The organism is Streptomyces sp. NBC_01689 (assembly GCF_036250675.1).
Classification (GTDB): domain Bacteria; phylum Actinomycetota; class Actinomycetes; order Streptomycetales; family Streptomycetaceae; genus Streptomyces.
The window spans coordinates 4,050,897-4,076,397 of sequence record NZ_CP109592.1; the positions used below are offsets into that span (position 1 = coordinate 4,050,897).

General features: G+C 70.2%; 24 protein-coding genes. 10 read left to right on the plus strand and 14 right to left on the minus strand.

What is annotated here, in order from left to right; genetic code table 11:
• Positions 1–57: 57 nt before the first annotated feature.
• Positions 58–2,358 (minus strand): transglycosylase domain-containing protein, encoded by a 2,301-nt coding sequence (locus OG776_RS17055; protein ID WP_329321450.1) that lies wholly within the window; start codon positions 2,356–2,358, stop codon positions 58–60.
• A 315-nt stretch (positions 2,359–2,673) separates the two neighbouring features.
• On the opposite strand from OG776_RS17055, the gene OG776_RS17060 reads away from it, so the two are divergent.
• The 5 genes from OG776_RS17060 (at position 2,674) to OG776_RS17080 (ending at position 7,852) form a co-directional block, all read left to right on the plus strand.
• Positions 2,674–3,690, plus strand: a complete 1,017-nt coding sequence (locus tag OG776_RS17060; RefSeq protein ID WP_148010260.1) for an SPFH domain-containing protein — start codon at positions 2,674–2,676, stop codon at positions 3,688–3,690.
• A complete protein-coding gene (locus OG776_RS17065) occupies positions 3,687–3,938 on the plus strand; it encodes a hypothetical protein (protein ID WP_329321452.1) in 252 nt (83 codons plus the stop codon). The genes OG776_RS17060 and OG776_RS17065 overlap by 4 nt, the downstream gene beginning before the upstream one ends.
• 370 nt (positions 3,939–4,308) lie before the next feature.
• The gene (locus OG776_RS17070; RefSeq protein ID WP_148010258.1) at positions 4,309–4,836 is read left to right on the plus strand and encodes a PadR family transcriptional regulator; all 528 of its coding nucleotides are present in this window, start codon (positions 4,309–4,311) and stop codon (positions 4,834–4,836) included.
• Positions 4,833–5,522 carry an ABC transporter ATP-binding protein gene (locus tag OG776_RS17075; protein ID WP_329321455.1) on the plus strand — a complete coding sequence of 230 codons (690 nt, stop codon included), beginning with the start codon at positions 4,833–4,835 and terminating at the stop codon, positions 5,520–5,522. The genes OG776_RS17070 and OG776_RS17075 overlap by 4 nt, the downstream gene beginning before the upstream one ends.
• A complete protein-coding gene (locus OG776_RS17080) occupies positions 5,519–7,852 on the plus strand; it encodes an ABC transporter permease (RefSeq protein WP_329321457.1) in 2,334 nt (777 codons plus the stop codon). The genes OG776_RS17075 and OG776_RS17080 overlap by 4 nt, the downstream gene beginning before the upstream one ends.
• A gap of 93 nt (positions 7,853–7,945) precedes the next feature.
• On the opposite strand, the gene OG776_RS17085 is transcribed toward OG776_RS17080, so the two are convergent.
• Positions 7,946–8,929 (minus strand): LysR substrate-binding domain-containing protein, encoded by a 984-nt coding sequence (locus tag OG776_RS17085; protein WP_329321459.1) that lies wholly within the window; start codon positions 8,927–8,929, stop codon positions 7,946–7,948.
• A 159-nt stretch (positions 8,930–9,088) separates the two neighbouring features.
• On the opposite strand from OG776_RS17085, the gene OG776_RS17090 reads away from it, so the two are divergent.
• Together OG776_RS17090 and OG776_RS17095 are read left to right on the plus strand one after the other, a co-directional pair.
• Positions 9,089–9,643, plus strand: a complete 555-nt coding sequence (locus OG776_RS17090; RefSeq protein WP_148010255.1) for a peroxiredoxin — start codon at positions 9,089–9,091, stop codon at positions 9,641–9,643.
• A 6-nt stretch (positions 9,644–9,649) separates the two neighbouring features.
• Complete coding sequence (locus tag OG776_RS17095; RefSeq protein ID WP_148010254.1) at positions 9,650–10,183, plus strand: alkyl hydroperoxide reductase; 534 nt, start codon at positions 9,650–9,652, stop codon at positions 10,181–10,183.
• A gap of 208 nt (positions 10,184–10,391) precedes the next feature.
• Here the strand turns inward: OG776_RS17095 and OG776_RS17100 are convergent, their stop codons facing one another.
• The 4 genes from OG776_RS17100 to OG776_RS17115 form a co-directional block, all read right to left on the minus strand.
• The gene (locus OG776_RS17100; protein ID WP_329326455.1) at positions 10,392–11,858 is read right to left on the minus strand and encodes an AI-2E family transporter; all 1,467 of its coding nucleotides are present in this window, start codon (positions 11,856–11,858) and stop codon (positions 10,392–10,394) included.
• 136 nt (positions 11,859–11,994) lie between these two features.
• The gene (locus OG776_RS17105) at positions 11,995–12,711 is read right to left on the minus strand and encodes a transglycosylase SLT domain-containing protein (protein WP_148010252.1); all 717 of its coding nucleotides are present in this window, start codon (positions 12,709–12,711) and stop codon (positions 11,995–11,997) included.
• A 428-nt stretch (positions 12,712–13,139) separates the two neighbouring features.
• Positions 13,140–14,465, minus strand: coding sequence for a PhoH family protein (locus OG776_RS17110; RefSeq protein WP_148010251.1), 1,326 nt, complete (start codon positions 14,463–14,465; stop codon positions 13,140–13,142).
• A 312-nt stretch (positions 14,466–14,777) separates the two neighbouring features.
• Positions 14,778–15,551 carry an isoprenyl transferase gene (locus OG776_RS17115; RefSeq protein ID WP_148010249.1) on the minus strand — a complete coding sequence of 258 codons (774 nt, stop codon included), beginning with the start codon at positions 15,549–15,551 and terminating at the stop codon, positions 14,778–14,780.
• A gap of 210 nt (positions 15,552–15,761) precedes the next feature.
• On the opposite strand from OG776_RS17115, the gene mgrA reads away from it, so the two are divergent.
• The gene (mgrA, locus tag OG776_RS17120; protein WP_148010248.1) at positions 15,762–16,799 is read left to right on the plus strand and encodes an L-glyceraldehyde 3-phosphate reductase; all 1,038 of its coding nucleotides are present in this window, start codon (positions 15,762–15,764) and stop codon (positions 16,797–16,799) included.
• Positions 16,800–17,226: 427 nt separating this feature from the next.
• Positions 17,227–17,562, plus strand: a complete 336-nt coding sequence (locus OG776_RS17125; RefSeq protein ID WP_148010247.1) for a DUF192 domain-containing protein — start codon at positions 17,227–17,229, stop codon at positions 17,560–17,562.
• Between the two features lie 323 nt (positions 17,563–17,885).
• Here OG776_RS17125 and OG776_RS17130 read toward each other — a convergent pair whose 3' ends face one another.
• On the minus strand, positions 17,886–18,662 hold the full coding sequence (locus OG776_RS17130; RefSeq protein ID WP_329321467.1) for a class I SAM-dependent methyltransferase: 777 nt from the start codon (positions 18,660–18,662) through the stop codon (positions 17,886–17,888).
• A 120-nt stretch (positions 18,663–18,782) separates the two neighbouring features.
• Here OG776_RS17130 and OG776_RS17135 point away from each other — a divergent pair, with 120 nt between their 5' ends.
• Positions 18,783–19,295 (plus strand): DinB family protein, encoded by a 513-nt coding sequence (locus OG776_RS17135; protein ID WP_329321469.1) that lies wholly within the window; start codon positions 18,783–18,785, stop codon positions 19,293–19,295.
• Between the two features lie 37 nt (positions 19,296–19,332).
• Here OG776_RS17135 and OG776_RS17140 read toward each other — a convergent pair whose 3' ends face one another.
• The 7 genes from OG776_RS17140 to OG776_RS17170 all read right to left on the minus strand — a co-directional run bounded on the left by OG776_RS17140 (position 19,333) and on the right by OG776_RS17170 (position 25,499).
• Positions 19,333–19,833, minus strand: coding sequence for a GNAT family N-acetyltransferase (locus OG776_RS17140; RefSeq protein ID WP_148010244.1), 501 nt, complete (start codon positions 19,831–19,833; stop codon positions 19,333–19,335).
• Between the two features lie 58 nt (positions 19,834–19,891).
• The gene (locus OG776_RS17145; protein ID WP_329321471.1) at positions 19,892–20,764 is read right to left on the minus strand and encodes an LLM class flavin-dependent oxidoreductase; all 873 of its coding nucleotides are present in this window, start codon (positions 20,762–20,764) and stop codon (positions 19,892–19,894) included.
• 42 nt (positions 20,765–20,806) lie between these two features.
• Positions 20,807–21,328 carry a hypothetical protein gene (locus OG776_RS17150; protein ID WP_329321473.1) on the minus strand — a complete coding sequence of 174 codons (522 nt, stop codon included), beginning with the start codon at positions 21,326–21,328 and terminating at the stop codon, positions 20,807–20,809.
• The gene (locus OG776_RS17155) at positions 21,325–23,619 is read right to left on the minus strand and encodes a hypothetical protein (protein ID WP_329321475.1); all 2,295 of its coding nucleotides are present in this window, start codon (positions 23,617–23,619) and stop codon (positions 21,325–21,327) included. The genes OG776_RS17150 and OG776_RS17155 overlap by 4 nt, the downstream gene beginning before the upstream one ends.
• Before the next feature lie 9 nt (positions 23,620–23,628).
• The gene (locus tag OG776_RS17160; protein WP_148010240.1) at positions 23,629–24,102 is read right to left on the minus strand and encodes a hypothetical protein; all 474 of its coding nucleotides are present in this window, start codon (positions 24,100–24,102) and stop codon (positions 23,629–23,631) included.
• Positions 24,103–24,257: 155 nt separating this feature from the next.
• The gene (locus OG776_RS17165) at positions 24,258–24,833 is read right to left on the minus strand and encodes a dihydrofolate reductase family protein (protein WP_329321477.1); all 576 of its coding nucleotides are present in this window, start codon (positions 24,831–24,833) and stop codon (positions 24,258–24,260) included.
• 12 nt (positions 24,834–24,845) lie between these two features.
• Positions 24,846–25,499 (minus strand): OmpA family protein, encoded by a 654-nt coding sequence (locus OG776_RS17170; protein ID WP_329321479.1) that lies wholly within the window; start codon positions 25,497–25,499, stop codon positions 24,846–24,848.
• Positions 25,500–25,501: the final 2 nt, after the last annotated feature.

Below are 25,501 nucleotides of genomic sequence, written 5' to 3' on the forward strand. Positions count from 1 at the left end.
CGCAGGAGGGGCGCCCGGTGTGCACCGGGCGCCCCTCCTCGCACGTCCCGCTCCGCCCTACTGCTGCTGGTCGTCCGGCTCGAACGGGCCCGTCGAGTCCCCGTCGGTCGGGGTCTGGCTCGGGGTGAGCGGTGGCGTCGTCGTCGGCGCGACGGGCGACTCGGACGTCTCGGTCGGGGGGCTGCTGGTCTTCGGCGGCCGGGTAGTCGGCTTCTGGGTGGTCGGCGTCTCCGACGGCGTCTCGCTCTGCGTCCGGCTGGGCGTGTCGCTCGGTGTCGGCTCCATCGCCGCGCCCTGGGTGGTGTCCAGGTCGAAGGCGGTGACCCTGCCCATCGCGTTGAAGGTGTAGGCGGCCCAGATCTGGGCGGGGAAGCCACCGCCGTTGACACGGCCGCCGCCCGCGGCGCCCTTCAACGACACCTGGGTACCCTGCTTGACCTTCTTGCCGGCGGAGTCCTTGCGGTCCTTGGGCACCTCTCCGAACAGGCCGACCGAGGTGACCAGGTTCGGTGTGTAACCGGTGAACCAGGCCGACTTGTTGTTGTCGGACGTACCCGTCTTGCCCGCGACCTGCTGTCCGTTGCGGTCGGACGCCTGGGCCACCGACACCTGGGCCGTACCGTCGTTGACCACGCCGGTGAGCACCGAGGTGACCGTGTCGGCCGCCTCCGGGGTGACGACCTGGTCCCCGATCGGGTCCGCGAAACGGACGGTGCGGTCCTTGTGCTCGGCCTTGGCCACGACGGCCGGGGTGACCTTGCGTCCATGGTTGTCGAGGGTGGCGTAGGCGCCCGCCATCTCCAGCGGGCTCGCGCCCATGGAACCGAGCGTCTGCGCCGGCACCGGCTGCAGCTTCTCCGTGTGCATCCCGAGATCGCCCGCGACCTTGAGGACCTTGTCCATGCCGACGTCGACGCCCATCTGCGCGAAGACGGAGTTGATGGACTTGTTCATCGCGGTCTGGACGGAGACGGGCCCATAGCTCTGGTCGTCCTCGTTGGGCGGCGCGAAGGGGATGGTGCTGCCCTTGACGGGCCGCCCGCTCGTACCGTCGTACATCGTGTCGGCCGTGATGTCCTGGCCGTCCTGCGTCTTGGCCCCCTGCTCCAGGGCCGCGGCGAAGATCAGCGGCTTGAAGGTGGACGCGGGCTGGTAGTCCCGGCGGGTCGCGTTGTTGACGTAGTGCTTGAAGTAGTCCTCGCCGCCGTACATCGCGACGACCTTGCCCGTCTTCGGGTCGACGGACGCGGCGCCCGCCTCGACGTCACCGTCGACCCGCCGCTTCTTCCCGTCCAGCTTGCTGCTCAGCTTGGTCTTGACGGCGACTTCCAGCTGGGTCTGCTTCTTCTTGTCGATGTTGAGGGTGATCGTCCAGCCGCCCGCGTCGACGATCGCCTTGGCGTCCTCGTAGCTTCCGGCCGAACCCTGGCTGACGAGCTGGTCGGCCAGGGCGTTGTTGGCCGCGTCCACGAGGTAGCCGGTCTGGCCCTCCATGCCGGGGACGCCCTTGGGGTCCTGCGGCACCGGGAACTTCATGGTCTGGCGCTTGGCCGCGTCCAGCCATCCCTCCTCGACCATGTTGTCGAGGGTGTAGTTCCAGCGGGCGGTGACCAGCCGCCTGCCGGTGGCGGTGGCGACCCCCCAGTCGTACTGGCTCGGGGCCTGCAGCAGCGAGGCGAGGTAGGCGCCCTGCTCGACCGTGAGGTCGCTCGCGTCCTTGCCGTAGTACGCCTGCGCCGCCGCCTGGATGCCGTACGAGTTGCGGCCGTAGTAGCTGGTGTTGATGTAGCCGGCGAGGACGTCGTCCTTGGACTGCTGACGGTCCACCTTCAGCGCGATGACCAGTTCCTTCAGCTTGCGCGTGACGGTCTGGTCCTGGCTGAGGTAGTAGTTCTTGACGTACTGCTGGGTGATCGTCGAACCGCCCTGCTTGCCCTTGCCCGACAGGGTGTTGAGCAGACCGCGGGCGGTGCCCCGCAGGTCGACGCCGGAGTCCTTGTAGAAGGACTTGTTCTCGGCGGCGACGAAGGTCAGCTGGACCGGCTTGGGCACCTTGTCCAGGCCCACGATCTCGCGGTTGACCTTGCCGGTACGGGCCAGGGTGGAACCGTCGCTGTACTTGTAGACGTTGCTCTGCTGCCGCGCCGCCGCGTTGCCCTGAGGTATGGACACGACCATGTAGAGCACGAGGAAGGCGCCCATGCCGAGCAGGCAGAAGCCCAGGAACGTGCCGAGGATCGTCTTCCAGTTCAGGATCCTGCGTATGCCGCTGCGGCGGGGCTTGGTCCCGGAGGAGCCCCCGGCCGCGGCGCGACGGCCACCGCGCTGCCGCGCTCGTCTCTCGTCCGCTCGTCCCATGGCTCCGTCCGCTCCGCTTCGGTCTCGGGTCGCGCTCTCTTGTACGCGCGTCCTGCCGGGTTCACTCACACGGCCGGTGCCGTGTTCGTTCTGGTGCCGTACACAGGTTCGCCGCTGAGGTCAGCTCAGCAAACTAACACCACGTGCCGGGACAAAGCGTCGCCGATGGGTACTTCCTCGGACGTGACAATCAGCACGCAACGCGCATGAGTCCCACCAGATCCGACGTACGAGAGGAGTGGAAGGTTGCCGCACGGGGTAAAGTGCTATCACTTAGATAACTTCCCGCTAGGTCACCAGAGACGGGGGCGCACCATGTCCGAGCACGGTTCCGGGCACGACTCGACGAACGATCCGGCGAACGGCTCCACGCACGATTCCGGCCACGGCGCCACCACCGGCCCCGCACCCGCCGGCCCCGCCGCCGGAGCACCGGCGATACCCGCCCCCCGCGTGCGGGAGTTCGCCGCGCACAGCATCGGCGGCGGGCTCGCCCTGCTGCTCGGACTGGTCGGACTGCTGCTCGGGGCCGCGATGATCGTGGCCGCCACCGCGGTCACCGCGACCGGCGGCAAGGCCGCGCTGATCGTCGGCGGCATCCTTGTCGGCCTCGCCGCGTTCATCGCGATGTGCGGCCTGAACACGGTGGCGCCGGGCGAGGCGCGGGTCGTCCAGCTCTTCGGGCGGTACCGGGGGACGATCCGCCAGGACGGTCTGCGCTGGGTGAACCCCTTCACCTCCCGCGTGAAGATCTCGACCCGGGTGCGCAACCACGAGACCGCGGTCCTCAAGGTCAACGACGCCTACGGCAACCCGATCGAGCTCGCGGCGGTCGTGGTCTGGCGGGTCGAGGACACCGCGCAGGCCAGCTTCGAGGTCGACGACTTCCTGGAGTTCGTCGCCACCCAGACCGAGGCGGCCGTCCGGCACATCGCGATCGAGTACCCCTACGACGCCCACGACGAGGAGGGCCTCTCGCTGCGCGGCAACGCCGAGGAGATCACCGAGAAGCTCGCCGTCGAACTGCGCGCGCGGGTGGACGCGGCCGGCGTCTCCATCATCGAGTCGCGCTTCACGCATCTCGCGTACGCTCCCGAGATCGCCTCCGCGATGCTCCAGCGGCAGCAGGCCGGCGCGGTCGTGGCGGCACGGCGGCAGATCGTCGACGGCGCGGTCGGGATGGTCGAGGCGGCGGTCGCCCGGATCACCGAGCGGGACATCGTGGAGCTGGATCCGGAGCGGAAGGCGGCGATGGTGTCGAATCTGATGGTGGTGCTGTGCGGAGACCGGACACCCCAGCCGGTCCTGAACGCGGGGTCCCTCTACCAGTGACGGAGCCATCCGGCGAGGACGGGGCGCCGCGGCGGCGGCCGCAGCAGCGCAAGCAGGTGCTGTTGCGGCTGGATCCGCTCGTGTACGAGGCGTTGGCCCGGTGGGCGGGGGACGAACTGCGTTCCGCCAACGCGCAGATCGAGTTCCTGCTGCGCAGGGCGCTGTCCGAGGCGGGGCGGTTGCCGGGGGGCGCGGGGCCGATCCCCCGACGGGGGCGGCCCCCGACGACCGACCGTCCGGAGCCGTGACCGGGCGCCGCCCTCGCCTCCGGCTCCGCTCCCGGGCCAGGGGCTCCGCCCCCGGACCCCCGTATCGCCCGAAGGGCTCGTCCTCAAGCGCCGGACGGGCTGAAGATGCGCGCCCGCGCCGAAGAGGCCACGTGGCCACCACCCTTTCAGCGCCGGCCGACACCATCAGCCCGTCCGGCGCTTGAGGACGAGGCCGTCCAGGCCGATGCGAGGGTCTGGGGGCGGAGCCCCCAGCGACGGGAGCGGACGGGCGCCGGCCCGGTGACAGAACCGTGACAATGCCTCCTGACCTGGACACCGTCGCTCCCCGCCACGACCTATGCGCGGCATGTATACGCGGGGTGTATACCCCGTGTGTAGAGTGCTCCGCATGTCCATCGGTCACACCCTCCTCGGACTCCTGGAGTCCGGCCCCCGCCACGGCTACGACCTCAAGCGGGCCTTCGACGAGAAGTTCGGTCACGACCGGCCGCTGCACTACGGCCAGGTCTACTCGACGATGTCGCGACTGCTGAAGAACGGCCTCGTGGAGGTCGACGGGATAGAGGCGGGCGGCGGCCCCGACCGCAAGCGGTACGCGATCACCGACGCCGGTGTCACCGACGTGCAGCAGTGGCTCGCCACGCCCGAGAAGCCCGAGCCGTACCTCCAGTCGACCTTGTACACCAAGGTCGTCCTCGCCCTCCTCACCGGACGCGACGCCGCCGACGTCCTCGACACCCAGCGCTCGGAACACCTGCGCATGATGCGCATCCTGACCGACCGCAAGCGCCACGGCGACCTCGCCGACCAGCTGATCTGCGACCACGCGCTCTTCCACCTCGAGGCCGACCTGCGGTGGCTGGAACTCACCGCCGCCCGCCTCGACAGACTCCGTGAGGCGGTGACGACCCGATGACCCCTCCCCCCGGCTCCCTGCTGACCGCGTCGGAACTCCGTAAGAGCTACGGCCCCACCACGGCGCTGGACGGCGCCGAGTTCTCGATCCATCCCGGTGAGGTCGTCGCCGTGATGGGCCCCTCCGGCTCCGGCAAGTCCACGCTGCTGCACTGCCTCGCCGGCATCGTGCCGCCCGACTCCGGCTCGATCATGTACGCCGGACAGGAGATGGCCACCATGAACGACGCGCAGCGCAGCGCCCTGCGCCGCAGCGATTTCGGCTTCGTCTTCCAGTTCGGCCAGCTCGTGCCCGAACTGACCTGTGTCGAGAACGTCGCCCTGCCGCTGCGCCTGAACGGCACCGGCCGCAAGGAGGCCGAACGCACCGCCCTCACCTGGATGGAGCGCCTGGAGGTCGACGACCTCGGGGCCAAGCGCCCCGGCGAGGTCTCCGGCGGCCAGGGCCAGCGTGTGGCCGTGGCCCGCTCCCTGGTCACCGGCCCGCGCGTGCTGTTCGCGGACGAACCGACCGGCGCGCTCGACTCGCTCAACGGCGAGCGCGTGATGGAGCTGCTGACCGAGGCCGCCCGCTCCACCAACGCCGCCGTCGTCCTGGTCACCCACGAGGCGCGGGTGGCCGCCTACTCGGACCGCGAGATCGTCGTACGTGACGGCAAGTCCCGTGACATGGAGCGCGTCATATGAACGTGCGCCAGTGGTACCGGGACCTGGCCATGGGCGCCAGGTTCGCCTTCGTCGGCGGACGCGAGGGCTGGACCCGGGTCCTGCTGACGGCCGTCGGCGTCGGCCTCGGCGTGGCGCTGCTGCTCCTGACCACCGCGATACCCAACGCCCTGTCGGTCCGGCACGACCGCGAGCGGGCCCGTACGGACATCCACTACACCGAGTCCCACAAGACCAGGGCAGGCAACACCGTCCTGGTCGCGAACGCCGACACCACCTACCGCGAGAAGGACGTCCGGGGCCGGGAACTGGAGCCCGAGGGGGCCCGGGCCCCGCTGCCGCCGGGCCTGGACAGGTTCCCCGCCCCCGGCGAGATGGTGGTCTCCCCCGCGCTGAAGAAGCTGCTCGCCTCGGACGAGGGGAAGCTCCTGCGGGAGCGCCTGCCGGACCGCGTCACCGCCACCATCGGCGAGAGCGGTCTCATCGGCTCGGCCGAACTCGCCTTCTACCGGGGCGGCAAGGGGCTGGAGTCGCATGTGGACACCCCCGGCGTGACCCGTATCGACCGGTTCGGTGAACCGGACCAGTCCTCCGGCGAACCGCTCGACCCCGTCCTGCTCATGCTCGTCCTCGTCGTCTTCGTCGTGCTGCTGATGCCGGTCGGTGTCTTCATCGCGGCGGCCGTACGGTTCGGCGGCGAGCGGCGCGACCGACGGCTCGCGGCGCTGCGGCTGGTCGGCTCCGACAGCCGGATGACCCGGCGGATCGCCGCCGGCGAAGCGCTCTCGGGCGCCGTGCTGGGACTGGTCTTCGGCACCGTCTTCTTCCTGATCGGCCGACGGCTCGCGGGCTCCGTCGAGGTCCTCGACATCAGCGTGTTCCCGAGCTACATGAACCCCTCGCCCGTGCTCGCCGTGCTGGTCGCGGTCGCGGTCCCGGCCGCGGCGGTGCTCGTCACCCTGCTCGCGCTGCGCGGGGTGGTCATCGAGCCGCTCGGTGTGGTGCGTACGGCGCGGCCCGCGCGGCGCCGCCTGTGGTGGCGGCTGCTGCTGCCCCTGGGCGGACTGGCGATGCTCTACCCGATGGTCGGGAAGGGGCACTCCAACGGGAACTTCAACCAGTACCTGGTGACCGGCGGCGTCGTCCTGCTGCTCGTCGGCGTGACCGCGCTGCTGCCCTGGGTCGTCGAGGCCGTCGTGGCCCGGCTCGGCTCCGGACCGGTCGCCTGGCAGCTCGCCGTGCGCCGACTCCAGCTGAGCAGCGGCACGGCGGCCCGCATGGTCAACGGCATTGCGGTGGCGGTGGCCGGGGCGATCGCGCTGCAGCTGCTGTTCGCCGGCGTGCAGAGCTCGTACACGAGGGAGACCCACAAGGACGTCTCCCGGGCGCAGATGCAGGTGCGCGTGCCGAGCGGGACTCCGCTCGAACCGGCCGCCCGCAGCTTCCGCGAGACCAAGGGCGTACGCCAGGTCTCGGCGTTCTCCGAGGGCTACGCCGGGGACCGCCGGAAGGATCCCGAGCACTCGGCCCAGATCACCGTCGGGGACTGCGCCTACCTGCGCGAGGTGGCCACACTGCCCTCGTGCCACGAGGGAGACGTCTTCGCCGTGCGGGGCGGCGAGTACGACACGGACACCCCGAAGATGGACAAGCCCGGCCGGACGCTCTACATCGATCCCTCGTACGGAGATCTGCCCAGCGCGGAAGTCGCCTGGACCCTCCCCGGTGGCCTCCGGCACGCCGTGTCGCGCACCGACCCGACCGGTGTGAAGCGGGGCGGCTTCCTGATCACGCCGAGCGCGCTGCCCGCCAAGGCCCTGTCCGTCGTCGAGGGCCAGCTCTATCTGAAGCTCGACGAATCGGTGCCGGACGTACGCGAGTTCGTACGGAACACGGCGGCGACCGTCTCACCGCTCTCGGAGCCGATGGTGTGGGCGGCCAGCGAGCAGTCCCGGAAGTTCACCTCCATCCGCACCGGCCTGTTCGGGGGCGCGACCTGCGTGCTCTTCCTGATCGGGGCGAGCCTTCTGGTGTCCCAGCTGGAGCAGTTGCGCGAGCGTAAGAAGCTCCTGTCGGCCCTGGTCGCCTTCGGCACCCGGCGCCGCACCCTGAGCCTCTCGGTGCTGTGGCAGACCGCGATCCCGATCGCGCTCGGCCTGCTGCTCGCCTCGGCGGTCGGTCTGACCCTGGGCGTGGTCCTGCTGAAGATGACCGCCACGGCGGTGAGCGTGGACTGGTGGAGTGTGCTGTCCATGACCGGCATCGGCGCGGGAGTGGTCGTCGCCGTGACGCTGCTCAGCCTGCCGGCCCTGCTGCGGCTGATGCGCCCGGACGGCCTGCGCACGGAGTGATGACGCGCCGGTGACGTCGGGGAGCCGTACGGGAAGGGGAACCGTACGGCTCCCCCGTCCTGCACCCCCTACCGGTCGCGGGACCGGCGCCGGTCAGAGGATCCGTACGGGCAGCGGCCGCAGTGCTTCCCTGAGCGCCGCGGCCAGTTCCTCGTACTCGGCCCCGCGGGCCGCTCCCCCGCGCATCACCAGCGCGATCCGCCGGGTCGGCGCCGGGTCCGCGAAGTACCCGGTGAGGAGCTGGTCGCTGCGGGTCGTCTCGACCCTGACGGCCGTGCGCGGCAGCAGGGTCACCCCGAGTCCGCCGGCGACGAGCTGCACGAGGGTGGACAGCCCCGCGGCGGTGGTGGTGACGGGAGCTTCCGCGCGCCCTGCCTCCCGGCAGATGTCCAGGGCCTGGTCGCGCAGACAGTGCCCCTCGTCGAGCAGCAGCAGGTTGAGCTCCCGCAGGGCGTCACGAGAGATGCCCTGCCGTCCGCCCAGCTCGTGGTCCAGCGGCGTCACCAGCACGAAGTCCTCGTCGAACAGCGGCAGTTCGACCACTCCGGGCATGCCGAGCGGGACCGCGAGGAGCAACAGGTCGAGCCTGCCGACGGCCAGCCCCTCCAGCAGGCTGGCCGTCTGCTCCTCGTGGACCTGGAGGTCGAGGTCCGGGTAGCGGTCGTGGACCAGCCCGATGACCGTGGGCAGGAGGTAGGGCGCGACGGTCGGGATGACGCCCAGCCGCAGCGCTCCGGTGAACGGCGCGCGCACTGCCTCGGCCTCCTCCAGGAGGGCGCCGACCTCGTCCAGTACGGCCCTGGCGCGTACGGCGAGACGCTCGCCCGCCGGGGAGAGCAGCACCTTGCGGGTCGTACGCTCCAGCAGCGTCACCCCGAGCGTCTCCTCCAGGGCGGAGACCGCGCCCGACAGGGCGGGCTGGCTCATGCCGATCGCGGCGGCCGCGTCCCGGAAGTGCAGGTGTTCGGCGACGGCGGCGAAGGCGCGCAACTGGGCGAGGGTGGGCTGCCGGCGCCCGTTCCCCTTGGGGAGCCCCGCACCCTTGCCGCTCGCTCTGCCGCCGACGGGGCTCACCATGGCGGCCGCCTCTCACTCATCGTCACTGATAGTTGCACCCGATCAACGCGACAGAGTGTATCAATTTCCCTAATCAATGCAGCGTGTGCCACGATCGGCACCGTCCAACCCAAGGGAAAGGTCCTCAAAAGGGGCGTTTCCTCGCTGCAAGGAGAGTTCGTGCTCACTGTCGGTGACAAGTTCCCCCAGTTCGATCTGACCGCCTGTGTCTCGCTGGAGAAGGGTCAGGAGTTCCAGCAGATCGACCACAAGACCTACGAGGGTCAGTGGAAGGTCATCTTCGCGTGGCCCAAGGACTTCACCTTCGTGTGCCCGACCGAGATCGCCGCCTTCGGCAAGCTGAACGACGAGTTCGCCGACCGCGACGCCCAGGTGCTCGGCTTCTCCGGCGACTCCGAGTTCGTGCACCACGCCTGGCGCAAGGACCACGACGACCTGCGTGACCTGCCCTTCCCGATGATGGCCGACTCGAAGCACGAGCTCATGCGGGACCTCGGCATCGAGGGCGAGGACGGCTTCGCCAAGCGCGCCGTGTTCATCGTCGACCAGAACAACGAGATCCAGTTCTCCATGGTGACCGCCGGCTCCGTCGGCCGTAACCCGAAGGAGGTCCTGCGGGTCCTGGACGCCCTCCAGACGGACGAGCTGTGCCCGTGCAACTGGACCAAGGGCGAGAACACCCTCGACCCGGTGGCGCTCCTGGCGGGTGAGTGACCCTCCATGTCCCTCGACGAACTGAAGTCCGCCGTACCGGACTACGCGAAGGACCTGCGCCTCAACCTGGGCTCCGTCATCGGCAACTCCGACCTTCCGCAGCAGCAGCTGTGGGGGACGGTGCTGGCGTGCGCGATCGCCTCCCGTTCGCCGCGGGTGCTGCGTGAGCTGGAGCCGGAGGCGAAGGCGAACCTGTCGCCCGAGGCGTACACGGCCGCCAAGTCGGCCGCCGCGGTCATGGCGATGAACAACGTCTTCTACCGCACGCGGCACCTGCTGTCGGACCCCGAGTACGGCACCCTGCGGGCCGGGCTGCGGATGAACGTCATCGGCAACCCCGGTGTCGAGAAGGTCGACTTCGAGCTGTGGTCGCTGGCCGTGTCCGCGGTCAACGGGTGCGGGCAGTGCCTCGACTCGCACGAGCAGGTGCTCCGCAAGGCGGGGGTCGACCGGGAGACGATCCAGGAGGCGTTCAAGATCGCCGCGGTGGTGCAGGCGGTCGGGACGACGCTGGACGCCGAGGCCGTTCTCGCGCAGTAGCCCCACCGTCGAAGGCCCCGTTCACCTCCCCGGTGGGCGGGGCCTTCGCCGTCGGGCCCCCGGGTCGGCCTGGACGGCCTCGTCCTCGAACGCCGGACGGGCTGAGTGATTTCAAGCCCGTCCGGCGCTTGAGGACGAGCCCTTCGGGCGAAGGCGGGGGTCCAGGGGGCGCAGCGCCCCTGGCGGGGTCCGGGGCGCAGCCCCCGGGTCAGGGCGAGGGCGGCGGCTGTTCCGACGCCGTGGCACCCCGCGGTCCCGGCGCGTACCGCTGCGCCGGCTCCCGCGCGTACGACCGCAGATACCCGACCACCGTGTTGGTGACCGCCACCAGCGGCACCGCCACCACCGCGCCCCCGATCCCCGCGACCAGCCCGCCCGCCGCGACGGACAGCACGACCGCCAGCGGATGCACCCGCACCGCCCGGCCGAGGATGAACGGCTGCAGGATGTGGCCCTCGATCTGCTGCACGGCGAGCACCACGAGCAGCGTCATCAGCGCGGTGAACACTCCCTGCGTCACCACCGCGACCACGACGGCCAGCGCCCCGGACACCACCGCGCCGACCAGTGGGATGAACGCGAAGAGGAAGATGAAGACGGCCAGCGGAACGGCCATCGGGACGTCCAGGAAGTAGATTCCGAGGCCGATGAAGATGGCGTCGATCAGAGCCACTATCACCGTGCCGCGCACGTACGCCGTCAGGGTCCGCCACGCTCGCGGCCCCGCTCCCGCCACTCCCGGCCGTGCCGCCGCGGGCACCAGCTTGAGCGTCCACTCCCAGATCCGCTTGCCGTCGTAGAGCAGGAACAGCGTCGAGAACATCGTGAGGAGGATGCCGGTCAGCGCCTCCACGATGACCGTGACCCCTTCGAGCCCCGCCGACGTGATCTGGTCGGTGTTCGCGCCGATCGCGTCCCGCAGGTTCTTCGCGATCTCGTTGATCTGTTTGTCCGTCACATGGAACGGGCTGTTGAGGAGCCACTTGCGCAACTCGTCGATGCCGTCCTGGATCTGGTCCGACAGGTTGTCGATGTTCTCCTGGACCTGCCAGACCACGAACCAGCCGACCAGCCCCATGATGACGAAGCCGAGGATCGCGGTCAGCGCGGTGGCGAGCCCTCTCGGGAACCCGGCACGCTTGAGGCGCGCCACGGTCGGCTGGAGCAGCGCGGTGATGAGCAGCGCCGCCACGAAGGCGAGGACGACCAGTTGCACGGCGCTGATGACACGCATCAGCACCCACAGGGTGCCGGCGAGGACGAGCAGTCGCCAGCCGGCCTCGGCCGCGACCCGCACGCCCCACGGCACGGCCATGGCGGGATCGGGGCGGGCCGCCCGCTCGTACACCTGGTCGACCGGAGCCGTGGTCACGGTCCCGGCCTGCGCCGCGTCCACGGACGCGGCCGAAGCGGTGGCGGGCGGGGGCGGGTCCGCGGCGTCCGGAGCGGTCGTCCGGGTGCGGCCCGGGTCGTCCGGGCCGGGGTCACCGGTGTGGCGGGCGACGGTGCCGGCGGATTCCTCCGCGTCCCGTACGGGCCGGGTGCGGAAGGTGTCGTCGACGTCGAGCGCGCCCGAGGACTCCTTCTCCACCTCGGCACGGCGTTCGTCCAACCGTTCCCCGAGCTCGGTCAGTCCGGCGCCGAGCCGGCCGAGCCACCCTGGCACTCGCGACATGATCGGTCCTCTTCCCCCGCTCCGCCCCACCACTCCCCCCTGGAGTCGTCGGCTCCGACCGTACATGGCCGAAGCCCCTCACCGTAGGACGGGGAGGGGCTCCGGAAGGTTGAGCGGCCGGGATGCGGCGTGCGGCTCAGTACCAGCTGTTGGCCTGCCAGAAGGACCAGGCCTCGCAGGGGCTGCCGTAGCGGCTGTCCATGTAGTTGAGGCCCCACTTGATCTGGGTCATCGGGTTCGTCTGCCAGTCGGAACCGACGGACGACATCTTCGAGCCGGGCAGGGCCTGGAAGAGACCGTACGCACCGGAAGAGGCGTTGACCGCGCGGTAGTTCCAGCTGGACTCGTGGTTCACGATGTTGCTGAAGCACTGGAACTGTCCGCTGGGGACCATCGAAGCGGCCATCGCCTGGATCTGCGCGGTGGTGTACGAGGCCTGGACCGAGAAGGTGGAGGCGTCACGCGCCGCGGAACGGCTGGCGGCCTCCTTGGCCTCCTTGCGCTCCTTGGCTTCCTTCTCCGCCTTTTCGGCAGCCTTCTGCTTGGCGACGGCGTCCTTGGCCGCCTGCAGACGGGCGGCCTCCTCCGCGTCCTTCTTGGCGCTCGCGTCCGCGGCGATGGCCTGTGCGTCGGCCTGCTGCGTCAGGGACGCGGTCTGCACCTGGGCCTGCTGACCCGCAGGTATGTCCGCGAGGAGGGTCGAGTCGCTCGCCGTTGCCTCGGCGTCGTTCGACGGCTGTCCAGTGCTGCCCGAGGCAACACCGGTAACGGCACCGACGGCGGTGACCGCGGTGGCCGAAGCCACTGCGAATCCCCGGACCGAAATCCGGCTCACACGGTTTCCTTCCAGCATCGCCCGCTTAGGTGACCCTCGCGGACGCAATCTTGCCCCTGGCGCTGGCCTCCGCACTGCATGGTCACGGGAGGCGCGGGCCCGGTGGGCAACTCCCGCTCGGGGAGCGCCGCATGGTGCGCGGGCGGCATACGACGGCTCTATGGAGTTCTGAGGTTCCTGTGATTCCGTACCGCTGGGGGTACAGGTGTGTCGTATGCGGGGCCTGACAGGACTGAGACTCTGCCGCAACCGGACGCGTCGAGGCAATTCTCAGTTGCGTGTGAAAGCTCACACCCCGTTTGCCCCAGTGGTTTTACGGAAACGGGCGCGCACGCCGACGCCGCCCGGCTAGGCTCTTCGCCTTCCGCCGGACGGCGTCAACTACCGTGTATCCGCCACCCTTCGACCACGTGCGGTCAGGAAGGGACAGGCGGCGCCAGGTGCGGTCAGATCTGTCCGTCCTCCAGCATTTCGGTCACGAGCGCCGCGATCTGGGACCGCTCGGAGCGGTTCAGCGTGACGTGCGCGAAGAGCGGGTGGCCCTTCAACTTCTCGACGACGGCGACCACTCCGTCGTACCGGCCCACGCGCAGGTTGTCCCGTTGTGCCACGTCATGGGTGAGAACCACCCGGGAATTGGCACCGATCCGGGACAACACGGTGAGCAGCACGTTCCGTTCCAGCGACTGGGCCTCGTCCACGATCACGAAGGCGTCGTGCAGCGAGCGGCCACGGATGTGCGTGAGCGGCAGGACCTCCAGCATGCCGCGCGCGGTGACCTCCTCGATGACCTCCCGCGAGGTGACCGCCGACAGGGTGTCGAAGACCGCCTGCGCCCAGGGGCTCATCTTCTCGGACTCGGAACCGGGCAGATACCCGAGCTCCTGCCCGCCCACCGCGTACAGCGGCCGGAAGACCATCACCTTCTGGTGCTGGCGCCGCTCCAGGACGGCTTCCAGACCCGCGCAGAGCGCGAGCGCGGACTTGCCGGTGCCGGCCCGGCCGCCCATCGACACGATCCCGACGTCGGGGTCGAGCAGCACGTCGAGCGCGATGCGCTGCTCGGCGCTGCGGCCCTTGATGCCGAAGGCCTCCCGATCGCCGCGCACCAGGCGGACGTTGCCCTCGGCCGTGACCCGGCCGAGGGCCTTGCCACGCTCCGACTGGATCGTCAGACCGGTGTGCACCGGCAGGTCGGACGCCTCGGGGACGTAGACGTGTCCCTCCTCGAAGAGAAGGTCCACCTGCTCGCCCGACAGGGTCAGTTCGGACATTCCGGTCCAGCCGGAGGAGCCCGTGATGGCCAGTTCCGCGCGGTACTCCTCGGCGAGGAGACCGACGGACGAGGCCTTGATCCTGAGCGGCAGATCCTTCGATACGACAGTGACGTCGTACCCCTCGGCCTGCAGGTTGCGGGCGACCGCGAGGATGCGGGAGTCGTTGTCCCCCAGGCGGTACCCGCTGGGCAGGACGCTGGGGTCCGAGTGGTTGAGCTCGACACGTACGGTCCCGCCCAGCTCCCCGATCGGGATGGGGGCGTCGAGGCGGCCGAACCGCACCCGGAACTCGTCGAGCAGGCGCAGGGCCTGCCGGGCGAAGTAGCCGAGCTCGGGATGGTGCCTCTTGGCCTCCAGCTCCGTGACCACGACGATCGGCAGCACGACCTCGTGCTCGTCGAAGCGGCTCAGGGCGTTGGGATCGGCCAGCAGGACGCTGGTGTCGAGAACATAGGTGCGCCGGTCTGGCATACGACGCTTTGTGCTGGTCACCACGGAAGGACGTACCCCCTCGGATGAGGTCGGGGAGCGACGAAGGAGATCTGGACCGGTCGACGGCCACGCTGCGCGGGCCGGGGACCGGCCCTCCTCTTCGTCCGTGCTGTGACCGCACGGTCGGGCTGGTGCAAAGGGCCTCCCGGGCGGACGGCCCCGTGCCGTCCGCTGAGATACGACACCCGTGGTTCGGGCGTCGACCTGCATGGCTTATGCCCTCGAACGCGCACGGCCATGCAAGAGCATGTGACCACGCGTGCGTTAACTCCGGATGACGTGCGCCCCTCGCGGCCTCCCGGCCGGGCCCGTGGATCAGCCGCCGTAGCGGCGGTGTCGCGCCGCGTAGTCACGCAGTGCGCGCAGGAAATCGACCTTGCGGAAGGCCGGCCAGAAGACTTCGCAGAAGTAGTACTCCGAATGGGCGGTCTGCCAGAGCATGAATCCGGACAGACGCTGTTCGCCGCTGGTGCGGATCACCAGATCCGGATCGGGCTGGGCACTCGTGTACAGGTGCTTGCCGATGAGGTCGACGTCCACGGAGTCGGCGACGTCGGTGAGCGAGGCGCCCTTGTCCGCCGCGTCGAGGAGCATCGAGCGGACCGCGTCGGCGATCTCCTGGCGTCCCCCGTAGCCGATGGCGACGTTGACCAGTATCCCGTCGACGTGCGCGGTGGCCTCCTCGGCCTCCTTGAGGGCCGTCTGCATCGGGGACGGCAGCAGGTCCGGGGTGCCCACGTGGTGCACGCGCCAGCGGCCGTCGGCCGCCAGGGTGCGCACCACGCCCTCGATGATGCCCAGCAGCGGGACGAGCTCGTCCGCGGGGCGGTCGAAGTTGTCGGTCGACAGCAGCCAGAGCGTGACGACCTCGACGTCCGTCTCGGAGCACCAGCCGAGGAACTCCTCGATCTTGTCGGCTCCGGCCCGGTGACCCTGGGCGGCGGTGTTGCCGGCCGCCTTCGCCCAGCGCCGGTTGCCGTCCATGATGACCCCGATGTGCTTGGGCACCTGGTCGTGGTCGAGGTGGCCCTCCACCCTGCGCGTATAGAACCTGAGCAGCAGACGGCGCAGGTTGTCCCGCAGGTTCACGTGTAGTCAGCCCCTCCGTGCGGATCGGTCCGGCGCACCCGAGCGGCCTCGCCCGGCGCGACCCCTGTCCCGATGGCGGTCCCCGGGGGCGAAGCCTACCCCCGGCCATGTCCCGGCGAAGTCCACCCCCCACGGCCCCCGCGGGCCCCGGGCCGGCCTCCGACGGGCCTCCCCCGACGGTCCCCGGCACCCTGGCATAGGTTCGTACCCATGAACGACCTGCCTCTTCACCGCGCCTCCACGCAGCGGTACGACTCGATGGAATACCGGCGCACCGGGCACAGCGGTCTCAAGCTGCCGGCCGTGTCGCTCGGCCTCTGGCACAACTTCGGCGACGACCGCTCGCTGGACTCGCAGCGCGCGATCCTGCGTCGCGCCTTCGACCTCGGCGTGACCCACTTCGACCTCGCGAACAACTACGGCCCGCCGCCCGGCTCCGCGGAGCTCAACTTCGGCAAGCTCCTCAAGCAGGACTTCGCGCCGTACCGGGACGAGCTGGTGCTCTCCACCAAGGCCGGATATCTGATGCACCCCGGCCCGTACGGCGAGTGGGGCTCCCGCAAGTACCTGCTGTCCTCCCTGGACGCCTCGCTGCGCCGGATGGGCGTCGACTACGTCGACATCTTCTATTCGCACCGCTTCGATCCGGACACCCCGCTGGAGGAGACGATGGGCGCGCTCGCGTCCGCCGTCCAGCAGGGCAAGGCGCTGTACGTCGGCGTCTCCTCGTACAGCAGCGAGCAGACCGCGGAGGCGGCCCGGATCCTCACCTCAATGGGTGTACGGCCGCTCATCCATCAGCCCTCGTACTCGATGATCAACCGCTGGACCGAGGACGACGGCCTGCTCGACACGCTGGAGGCGGCCGGCATGGGCTGCATCTCCTTCGTGCCGCTCGCCCAGGGTCTGCTGACGGGCAAGTACCTCCAGGGCATCCCGGAGGGCTCGCGGGCCACGCAGGGCAAGTCGCTTGACCCGCAGCTGCTGAGCGACGAGGTGCTGCGCCGGCTGAAGGGGCTGAACGCCATCGCGGCCCGCCGCGGCCAGTCCCTGGCCCAGCTCGCGCTCACCTGGGTGCTGCGGGACCCGCGGATGACCTCCGCCCTCATCGGGGCGTCCAGCGTGGCGCAGCTGGAGGAGAACGTGGCCGCGCTCGACGGCCCGGCGCTCACGGACGAGGAACTGAAGGAGATCGACACCTTCGCGGTGTCGACGCCGGGGACGAACATCTGGGCCGGACGGCAGTGAGTCACCGCCCCCGTGCTCCCGAGGTCAGGGGGCGCACGGGGGCGCAGACACCGGCCCGGTGGGCCGTCGCGTCGGGGCACAAAAAAACGGGCCGGTCCGTGGGGGGGAGACGGACCGGCCCGAGGGGGGGTTTCCACCATAACCCTTCGTAAGTGATGCTGCGTGCATCGGCGTGCCACAACTACCCTCCGCAACCGATCGGCGACGGCGCGGTGAGCGCGGAATCCCTCATTCAGGGCGTGATCTTGGCTGGATCACAGCGGATTCCAAGGGAATCGGCGGCTATTCGGGTGAATCCACAGGCAATCAGAGGGATCCATGGGGTCCGCACCTGCCGGCGCCCGCCGCGTCGCCCCGAGGGCGCGTACTCCGGGAGAGTGACGCGCTTCCGTGTCGCCCGCTTGACGACGGCGCTACCTTCGCCGTCATGGTCATGTTCACCACGGAACGGACGTCCGCACCCGTGCCGCTGGAACTCGCCGAGTCGGCGCGGGCCCGGCGCCGCGGTCTGCTCGGACGGGACGGGATCGAGGGTGCGCTGCTGCTCGGTCCGGCGAGCGCGGTGCACACCCTGGGCATGCGCTTCCCGATCGACGTCGCCTATCTGGACCGGGGCCTGCGGGTCCTGGCGGTGCGGAGGATGCGGCCGGGGCGGCTGGGGCTTCCCCGACCGCGTTCCCGGTACGTGCTGGAGGCGGAGGCCGGGGCGATGGAGCGGTGGGGCGTACGGCGCGGGGCGCAGGTGACGCTGCACGGCCGGTGACACGGCACCGGACGATGGCGCGCGGCACCGCGCGGTCCCCTCCACCGCGCGGTGCCACAGACACGCGCGGCTTTGCTCACGCGAATTACCTTGGTCCGAACTTACGTGAGGCGATCAACGAGAGCGAGTCGCTCCCGATAACGATGTGGACACCGCGCGGACCGCCCCGCCGTCCGGAGGAGCGCTTTCCGCTCGACGGCCCGCGTCAGGGCGTTTTCGGTCAATCTTCCGGGCATGCGCCGATCATCCCGTTCGCGCGGCGGGGAGGGCGGTGCCGGGCGTGCCGCCGGACCGCCCCTTCCGCGCTGCCGTACCTCCGGCTTCTACGGCCGCGGCTTCCGTGCCTCGACCAGGAGGCGGGTGCTGTGCGCGACGAAGGGTCCCTCCGCCTCGATCCGCTCGTGCAGCGACCGGAGTTGGGGCAGGTACCGGTCGACGGTGAAGCCCGGGACCATCCAGATCACCTTGCGCAGGAAGTGCACGACGGCCCCGATGTCGAAGAACTCGACGCGCAGCCGCTCCGCGCGCAGGTCCACGACGTCGAGTCCGGCGGCCGCCGCGTCGGCGCGGGCCCGGTCGGGGTGCCGGGCGTTGCGGACCGAGTCGGGCTGCCGTCCGACGAAGTGCTCGACCAGTTCGACGACGCTCGCGGGCCCGATCTGCTGGGAGAAGTACCTGCCGCCGGGGCTCAGGACACGGGCGATCTCGGTCCAGTGGGCGCGGACCGGATGCCGGCTGGTGACCAGGTCGAAGGCACCGTCGGCGAAGGGCAGCGGCGCGTCCTCGGGTGCGGCGACGACCACGACACCGCGGGGCCGCAACAGGGTGGTCGCCTTGACCATGTTCGGCGGCCAGCCCTCGGTGGCCGCCATGACCGGGGGCAACCGGGGTGCGGAGGCGAGGACTTCGCCGCCGCCGGTCTGGATGTCGAGGGCGGCGACGGCCCCCGCCAGCCGCTCCCCCATCGCCCGCGCGTATCCCCAGGAGGGCCGCTGCTCGGTGGCGCGGCCCTCGAACCAGGAGAAGTCCCAGCCCTCGACGGACACGGACGCGGCCTCGGCGACGAGATCCTCGAAGGTGCGCGGAACGGTACGGGTCATGAGGTGATCCTCCCAACGGCCGCGCGACGAAGCCAGCGGATTTCCGCCGGGCGGCCGGCGGGCCCCACCGCACGGCCGGGCGGCGGGGGCGATGTCCGTGGCCGCTGCTACGTTCCGGCCATGACGACGAGGACCGGGGCCCGGCACGTGCCCTACACGGGCGGCGAGAAGGAAAGTCTGCACGCGAGTCTCGACCGGCACCGGGACGCTGTGCTCTGGAAGCTGGAAGGACTCGACGACGAGCAGCTGAGGCGGGTGATGACACCGTCCGGCACGAATCTGCTGGGCCTGGTGAAGCATCTCGCCTCCGTCGAGTACGGCTGGTTCTGCTCGACCTTCGGGCGGTCGACGGAGCCGCTCTGGTTCGACCCTGCCTCCGAGGAGGACATGAGCGCGGGTCAGGGCGAGGCGACGGAACGGATCGTGGAGTTCTACGGCCGCGCTCGCGCCGCCGCCGACCGTACGATCGCCGAACTCTCCCTCGACGACGTGGGCACGGCGTGGAACGGCACGACGGTCTCGCTGCGGTGGGTCCTCATCCGCATGGTCGAGGAGACGGCCCGGCACGCGGGGCACCTGGACATCGTGCGGGAGCTGATCGACGGGAGCACGGGCGGTCACCGTCCGGGCTGAGACGGAGCCCGCCGCCCCGGCCGGGCGGCGGGGGCGGTCAGTTCCGACCGGGTGACGCCTCCCCACTCGCGGGCCCGGTGGTCTCCGGGAGGACGAGCAGGGCGTGTTCGTCCTCGCCGTGGCGCACGGTGCCGGAGTGCCGGAAGCCGTGCTGCTCCAGCAGGCGTACCGACGCGGTGTTGCCGGTGAAGGGGTCGGCGTGCAGCGGACGGTTCCGTTCGACGGCGAGGAAGAGGCCGAGGGCTCTGCCTCCGATGCCACGGCCCCAGTACGGGCGGCCCAGCCAGTAGCCGACGAACCGCCGGTCGTCCTCCCACCAGGCGACGATGCTGCCCGCCACCTCGCCGTCCACGACGACGGTGCGCACCAGACAGGTCGCGTCGCCGAGGACCCGCTCCTTCCAGTGGCGCATGAAGGCGTCCCGCGGGCGCGGCGTGAACCGCGAGCGCCGCAGGGCCTCGGGCTCGTGCTCGTACGCGAGGAAGGCCTCCAGATCGGCTTCCACGACGTCCCGCAACCGCACGCTGTCCTCTGTCATACCCGCGAGTCTGGCACCCGGCACTGACAACGGGTCCGCCGTCCGGCAGAGGCCCGCGCTACGGGACGAGCGCCCGTACCTCCTCGGCCGCGAACCGCACGAACCCCTCGGGATCGGGTTCGTCGCCCGTGGGCTGGAGGATCACCGCGTCCGCTCCGGCCTCGGCGAGCCGCCGTACGGCCGCGGCGACCGCGTCCGCGTCCCCCGCGACGCCGAGATCCGGCACCGAACCCAGGCCCTCCGCCTCGAACTCGGCCCTGATCCGGGCCTCGGCGCCGGGGCCGGTGGCGGCGAGCAGGTACACGACGACGCGGTGCGGGTCGCTGCGGCCGGCGGACGCGCGCCCCTCGTCGATGAGCCGGCGCGCGTGCCGTACGCCGTCCGGCGAGGTGGACGAGGTGAGGACGGTGCCGTCGGCGGCCTCCCCGGAGAGCCGGAGCGTACGGGGTCCGGAAGCGCCGGCGAGAACGGGCACGGGGGCGGCGGGCGGCCAGTCGAGGGCGACGTCCTCCAGGGTGACGTAGCGCCCGTGTGTGGTGAGGCGTTCGCCCCGGAGCAGCGCGCGCAGGGCGTCGAGGTGCTCGCGCAGAAGCGTCAGCGGGGACCCGGGCCGCACCCCGACCTGCCCCATCCACTCCTGTACGCCGTGCCCGACGCCGAGGACCGCGCGGCCCGGGAACATCCGGTGCAGGGTCGCTGCCTCCATCGCGACGAGCGCCACGTTGCGCAGGGGGACCGGCAGCAGGCCGACGCCGACGCGCAGGCGCTCGGTCCAGGCGAGCGCGGCGGCGGCCGCCGAGATCCCGCCCTCCCGGAAGCAGTCCTCCCACAACCACAGCTCCTCCAGCCCGACGTCGTCCGCGAGCCGGGCGATGCCGCGGAGGCGTTCGGGCGGCAACTGGGGCCGCAGGACGGCGCCGAGGGTGGTCATGGGGTCTCCGTATCGGGAGGCGATGGTGCCGGGCGGCCGGATTCAGGACTCGCAGGGAAGCGACTTGCGGTAGGCCTCGGAGAACGGGTCGAGGAAGCGCTGGAGTTTCTTGCTCATGTCTCCGTCGGCGTGCACCAGCCGGGCCTCGATGGAGAAACGCTCCGCCTTGTACGTGGTGTTCTTGCAGTCGATCACGGTGAACGCCTCGTCGTCCCAGAGCGCGAAGCGCCCCCCGTCGGCCGGGCGCAGGTTGAAGGAGTGGCTTTTCTCCGCGGCCTGTTCCGCGGTGGTTCCGGCGGGTTGCCAGTTGCCCTGGATCGAGAGCTCGGTATCGCCGTCGACGACCACATCGCAGTACGGGCGTGGCACCGCGCCGGACGCCTGAGACTTGACGACCTTCAGCTTGTCGCCACCCGGCAGCAGGTCCTTGGTGAGTTCTGGTTTCGCGGGAACACCGCACAGCTCGTCCGGGACCGAGTAGGCCCTGTCGTCACCGCCTGAGCAACCGGCGAGCGTCAGCAGGGCAAGTGCGCCGAGCACACCGACGGCTTTGTGTCTGATCACGATGCGTCTCCCGCGCTTTCCATCGTGGCGCCGGCGGTGTGGCCGTCGTCCGCGCCGTTCGCCGCCGAGTTCTTGAGGTCGTTGATGGTGTCGGCGGTGAAGCCACTGTTGCGAGTGGCAGCGCCGACAGCCGTCCTCGCCGAGTCCATCACCGCCGAGCGCCCTTCGTGGTAGGTGCGCGTCGCGTCCCCTTCGGCCTGGTCCGAGGAGTCCTTCTCGATGCTCTTCATGATGGATTCCTGGATGTCCTCGGAAGCCCACTCCAGTGGAGCCCCGAGGATCGGCACGCGTTCAGCAGCCTTGTCGACTCCCATGCCGAGGAGACGATCCGCCCACTTCTGCTTCTCGGCGGCGGCTTCGTTGAACTCCTTGTCCGATGCGGTGTGGTAGTCGAGCACGGCGTCGGCCCGCGATTCACTCATGACGCCCGCGACGATTCCACCCGCGCGCGTGGCGTTCCGCAGCCGCTCGGCATCCGAGACGGACGAGTCGCTGTCGCCGTTGATCACGTCGTTCACGACATCCGCCGTGTAGGCCTGCTGAGCGCTGGTGATGGACGCGTAGGCACCCGGGTCCTGCCCGACTTCCGCGAGGAACCGGTGCGCGGCCAACGAGTTCAGCTGAGCCGGTTCACCGAACGTCGTGAACTGGTCCCCGCCTCCGGCCAGAGCGCTCTGGAAGTCCCCCATGTACTCGGCGGTGATGTCCCCGAGGCTTCCTCGCATGGCGTAGAGGGGGCCCGACTCCTCGTCGATGTCCCCGTTCTCGTTGTGCCGGATGAGCGCCGGGTCGTTGCCGAACTTCTCGACGATGTCGTTGACGAGTTGCGCGCGCTCCGGAGTGTGCCGGATCGCGTCCGCGGTGTCGTCGCTGTCGTAGGGGCGTCCCGTCGTCGCCGATTCGAGGGCGTGGCCGAGGGCCTCAGGGCCGTAGCCGAGTGCCGTCTTCGTCTTGTCCTCGTCTGCGAGGATGTTGGTGTCGTTCGTGTCGACGGTCCAATCGAAGTCCTTGTCCGTGAAGACATCCAGGTACGACTTGAAGTCGACCTTGCCGTCCTTCTTGACCGTGCCGTCCTCGTTGTACGCGGTGGGCGGGTCCGTGAAGAACTTCTCCGACGCCTCGGGGCTGTGACCGAGCGCCTCGAGGACGCTGTTGAGCGGGTCGTTGCCGGTGCCGAGCCGGCCGGAGGGGTTGAAGCCGTAGATGTCCTCGCTGCCCATGGGCTTGTTGTTCAGGAAGCGGTACGGGTCTTCCTTGTGGAGCTGGGTGATGTGCTCCGCGATCGGGTTGATGAAGCGCGCGTCGTAGTTCCCGTAGCGCAGGAGCCCGCCGAGGACCTGGTACCCGTACGGCTTGTTCCACTGGCCCTGCTGCCAGCCGATCTCCTGTGTGCCGAGGCGGCGGAAGTCGGAGCCCCAGCTCGCCGGCAGATGGTGCGCGGTGTCCGGGTCGGTGGCGTTGGCCAGTGCGAAGCCCATGTTCTTCTGGAGGTCCCGGACACCGTCCAGGCGTACCTTCGACGCGTGCGCGTCGGTGCCGTCGATGGACATCTCGGCGTAGAACTGGAGCGTCTTCTCCGGTCCGCCGAGCCCCTGGTAGAACTCGGTGGCGAACTCGCCGTCCTTCTCACGTCCGTTGAAGCGGATCAGCCGGTTGAGTTCGGCCAGCTCCTGGTCGGTCATCTTGTCGCCCTTGTGGGCGAGTTCCAGCGCGCGTTCGGCCTGGGCGTCGTTCAGGGACTCGTACGCGCTGTGGCCGGCGTTGTGCGGATCGCTGCCGTGGCTCTTGCGCAGGGCGCGGGCCACCGACGCGTCGATCTCCGCGGCGTGGGCGAGGAGTCCGTTGATACGGCCCTCCAACTCCTGCCGGGCGTCCAGCTGTTCCTGGGTCCGTTCGTCCGTGTCGCCCCGGACGTGCGGGAAGAAGCAGCGGACCTTGCCGTCGCCGATGTCCTCGACGCGGATACCGAGACCGGGCGCGTCCGCCTGGACCGCGGTCCTGATCTGCTTCTGGAGGGCGGCGAGTTCCGTGTGGGCGTCGTCGAGGACCTGGTAGATGCTGTTCGCCTCGGTGTGGAGGTCGGCTATCTCCTTGGCCGCCTTGGCCACGAACTCCCGGGTGACCGTGGCGTTCACCCCGGCCCAGCGGGCGGCGTCGGACTTGGCCTGCATGCCCTTGCGGGCGTTCTCCGCCTGGGTCTTGAGTCCGTCGACGGTGTTCTTCCAGTCCGTGACGGCGGTGGAGAGCCGGCCCAGGTCGACCTCGACGAGATCCGTGAACGTGAGAGCCATCCGACGCCCCTACTTGAAGTACTTGTCGAGTTCGGACACGGACTCGGCCGAGCCGTCGCGGCCCCGCAGCACGGCCCCGATCTCGGCGTCCTGCTCCGCGTGCAGCTTCTTGCTGAAGTCGAGATGGTTGGAGATGTGTGCGCACGCCTGGAGCACCGACTTGGCCTGGGAGGTCCACACCTCGACCGTCAGCTCCAGGGCGGCGCCCGTCTCGAAGCCGTGCGCCTTCAGGGCGGCCGCCGACTGCATGGTCGAGCCGGCGCCCGCCTTGTCCGCGCCCGCGCCCGCGATGTCCGTCGTCCTGTGCAGCTCTCCGTAGAGGACGAACGCCTCGTGGCCGACCGCGCCCAGGTCGTCCTGGTTCACCACCAGGTCGGCACCGCCACCACCGCCCGGATCGGCGGGCACCTGGTTCAGCCGCATGTGCGTCGTGCTCCGCCGGGCCGCGTCGGCCTTCAGCTTCTCCCACTCGTCCCAGGCCATGCGACCAGTGCCCTCCCGCGATCCCTACGGTCCCCGTGGTCCCTCTGGTGCGGCAGCCGGGCGCGGCTCTCGAACGCCCGTGCCCTTACCGCGTCCTTACCGTAGCAATGCTGCCGTGAGCGCCGATCACTCGAAGGGCACCTCACATCAATGCTTCACACTTGCCCGCCGGTGTCTCGCTCGTACCTCAGGAGCACGACCCCGTTGCCGAAGGTGCGGGTCCCGGTGAGCCGGAGCGCGGTCAGGGTGTCCGTCTTCGGGAACAGGGGTGTGCCGCCGCCGATCAGCACCGGATGGACGTAGATCCGCAGCTCGTCGACCAGGTCGTGCCGCAGGAACGTGGCGGCCAGGTCGGCGCCGCCCAGTCCGAGGTCCCCGCCGGGCTCCTCCTTGAGCGCGCGGACCTCCTCCGGCACGACCTCCCGGACCACCGTGGTGTTCCAGTCGGACCGTTCGAGTGACCGTGAGTACACGAACTTCGGGATGTCCCGCCAGATCCTCGCGAACTCGGCCTCGGTGGGGGTGGCGGCGGGGTCCTGGTCGGCGGTCGGCCAGTACGCGGCCATCAGTTCGTGCGTCACCCGGCCGTCCAGCAGCGCGCCGAAGCGGCTGATCTCCTCGTTGAAGTGCTGGTGCAACTCCTCGTCGACCCGGTGCCAGCCGATCTCGCGGTCGGGTCCCTCGATGTACCCGTCGAGGGACACCGACATCATCAGCACGATCTTCCTCATGGCAGCACGCTCTCAGCTCTGGGTCCCCGACGAGGTACCGCTCGACGCGCCGCGCGGGAAGGTCACCTCGACGCGGCGGTTCTTCCGGCGGCCCTGTTCCGAGGTGTTGTCGGCGATCGGGTAGTCCTCGCTGTAGCCGCGCACCTCGAAGGTGACGTCCGTCGAACCGAGCGCGGCCGCGAGTTCGTCGTGGACTATCTCCGCGCGCTTCTTGGAGAGGGTGAGGCCGTGGGCGTACGAGCCGAGGTTGTCGGTGAAGCCGAAGACCCTGACCGTCGTCGCCTTCTGCGCCTTGATCTCGTTCGCGATCGCGTCGATACGGGCGCGGGCGTCCGGGTTCAGCTTCGAGCTGTCCTTGGGGAAGAGGACCTCGGCCTGGAGCGCGAACGTCACGTCCGAGTTGGTGTCCTCACGCCGCTCCTCCCCTCCGAGGTCCTCCACCACCGACTTGATGTCCAGCACCTTGGCGGGGGCGAGGGTGGCGCCGTCGGCGAGTTTGAGACCGGGGCTGGTCGCGTCCACCTCGGGTGGCGGCGACGTGGTGACGCTGCCCGGCGGCACGCTGGGGTCGGTGCCGTCGGCGTACGCGGGACCGGGGAGACCGAGGGCGACCAGGACGGCGAGCGCGGTCAGTGTCGTCGCGACGGGTCGGGGCGAGAGGGCCATGA

What these genes read in the sequence shown, in the direction of transcription:
- OG776_RS17060 (WP_148010260.1), top strand. Translation starts at nt 2,674, where the DNA reads ATGTCCGAGCACGGTTCCGGGCACGACTCGACGAACGATCCGGCGAAC.
- OG776_RS17170 (WP_329321479.1), bottom strand. Translation starts at nt 25,499, where the DNA reads ATGGCCCTCTCGCCCCGACCCGTCGCGACGACACTGACCGCGCTCGCC.
- OG776_RS17130 (WP_329321467.1), bottom strand. Translation starts at nt 18,662, where the DNA reads ATGACCCGTACCGTTCCGCGCACCTTCGAGGATCTCGTCGCCGAGGCC.
- mgrA (WP_148010248.1), top strand. Translation starts at nt 15,762, where the DNA reads ATGAACGACCTGCCTCTTCACCGCGCCTCCACGCAGCGGTACGACTCG.
- OG776_RS17160 (WP_148010240.1), bottom strand. Translation starts at nt 24,102, where the DNA reads ATGGCCTGGGACGAGTGGGAGAAGCTGAAGGCCGACGCGGCCCGGCGG.
- OG776_RS17070 (WP_148010258.1), top strand. Translation starts at nt 4,309, where the DNA reads ATGTCCATCGGTCACACCCTCCTCGGACTCCTGGAGTCCGGCCCCCGC.
- OG776_RS17075 (WP_329321455.1), top strand. Translation starts at nt 4,833, where the DNA reads ATGACCCCTCCCCCCGGCTCCCTGCTGACCGCGTCGGAACTCCGTAAG.
- OG776_RS17100 (WP_329326455.1), bottom strand. Translation starts at nt 11,858, where the DNA reads ATGTCGCGAGTGCCAGGGTGGCTCGGCCGGCTCGGCGCCGGACTGACC.
- OG776_RS17155 (WP_329321475.1), bottom strand. Translation starts at nt 23,619, where the DNA reads ATGGCTCTCACGTTCACGGATCTCGTCGAGGTCGACCTGGGCCGGCTC.
- OG776_RS17095 (WP_148010254.1), top strand. Translation starts at nt 9,650, where the DNA reads ATGTCCCTCGACGAACTGAAGTCCGCCGTACCGGACTACGCGAAGGAC.
- OG776_RS17105 (WP_148010252.1), bottom strand. Translation starts at nt 12,711, where the DNA reads ATGCTGGAAGGAAACCGTGTGAGCCGGATTTCGGTCCGGGGATTCGCA.
- OG776_RS17145 (WP_329321471.1), bottom strand. Translation starts at nt 20,764, where the DNA reads ATGACCACCCTCGGCGCCGTCCTGCGGCCCCAGTTGCCGCCCGAACGC.
- OG776_RS17135 (WP_329321469.1), top strand. Translation starts at nt 18,783, where the DNA reads ATGACGACGAGGACCGGGGCCCGGCACGTGCCCTACACGGGCGGCGAG.
- OG776_RS17085 (WP_329321459.1), bottom strand. Translation starts at nt 8,929, where the DNA reads ATGGTGAGCCCCGTCGGCGGCAGAGCGAGCGGCAAGGGTGCGGGGCTC.
- OG776_RS17165 (WP_329321477.1), bottom strand. Translation starts at nt 24,833, where the DNA reads ATGAGGAAGATCGTGCTGATGATGTCGGTGTCCCTCGACGGGTACATC.
- OG776_RS17080 (WP_329321457.1), top strand. Translation starts at nt 5,519, where the DNA reads ATGAACGTGCGCCAGTGGTACCGGGACCTGGCCATGGGCGCCAGGTTC.
- OG776_RS17055 (WP_329321450.1), bottom strand. Translation starts at nt 2,358, where the DNA reads ATGGGACGAGCGGACGAGAGACGAGCGCGGCAGCGCGGTGGCCGTCGC.
- OG776_RS17125 (WP_148010247.1), top strand. Translation starts at nt 17,227, where the DNA reads ATGGTCATGTTCACCACGGAACGGACGTCCGCACCCGTGCCGCTGGAA.
- OG776_RS17140 (WP_148010244.1), bottom strand. Translation starts at nt 19,833, where the DNA reads ATGACAGAGGACAGCGTGCGGTTGCGGGACGTCGTGGAAGCCGATCTG.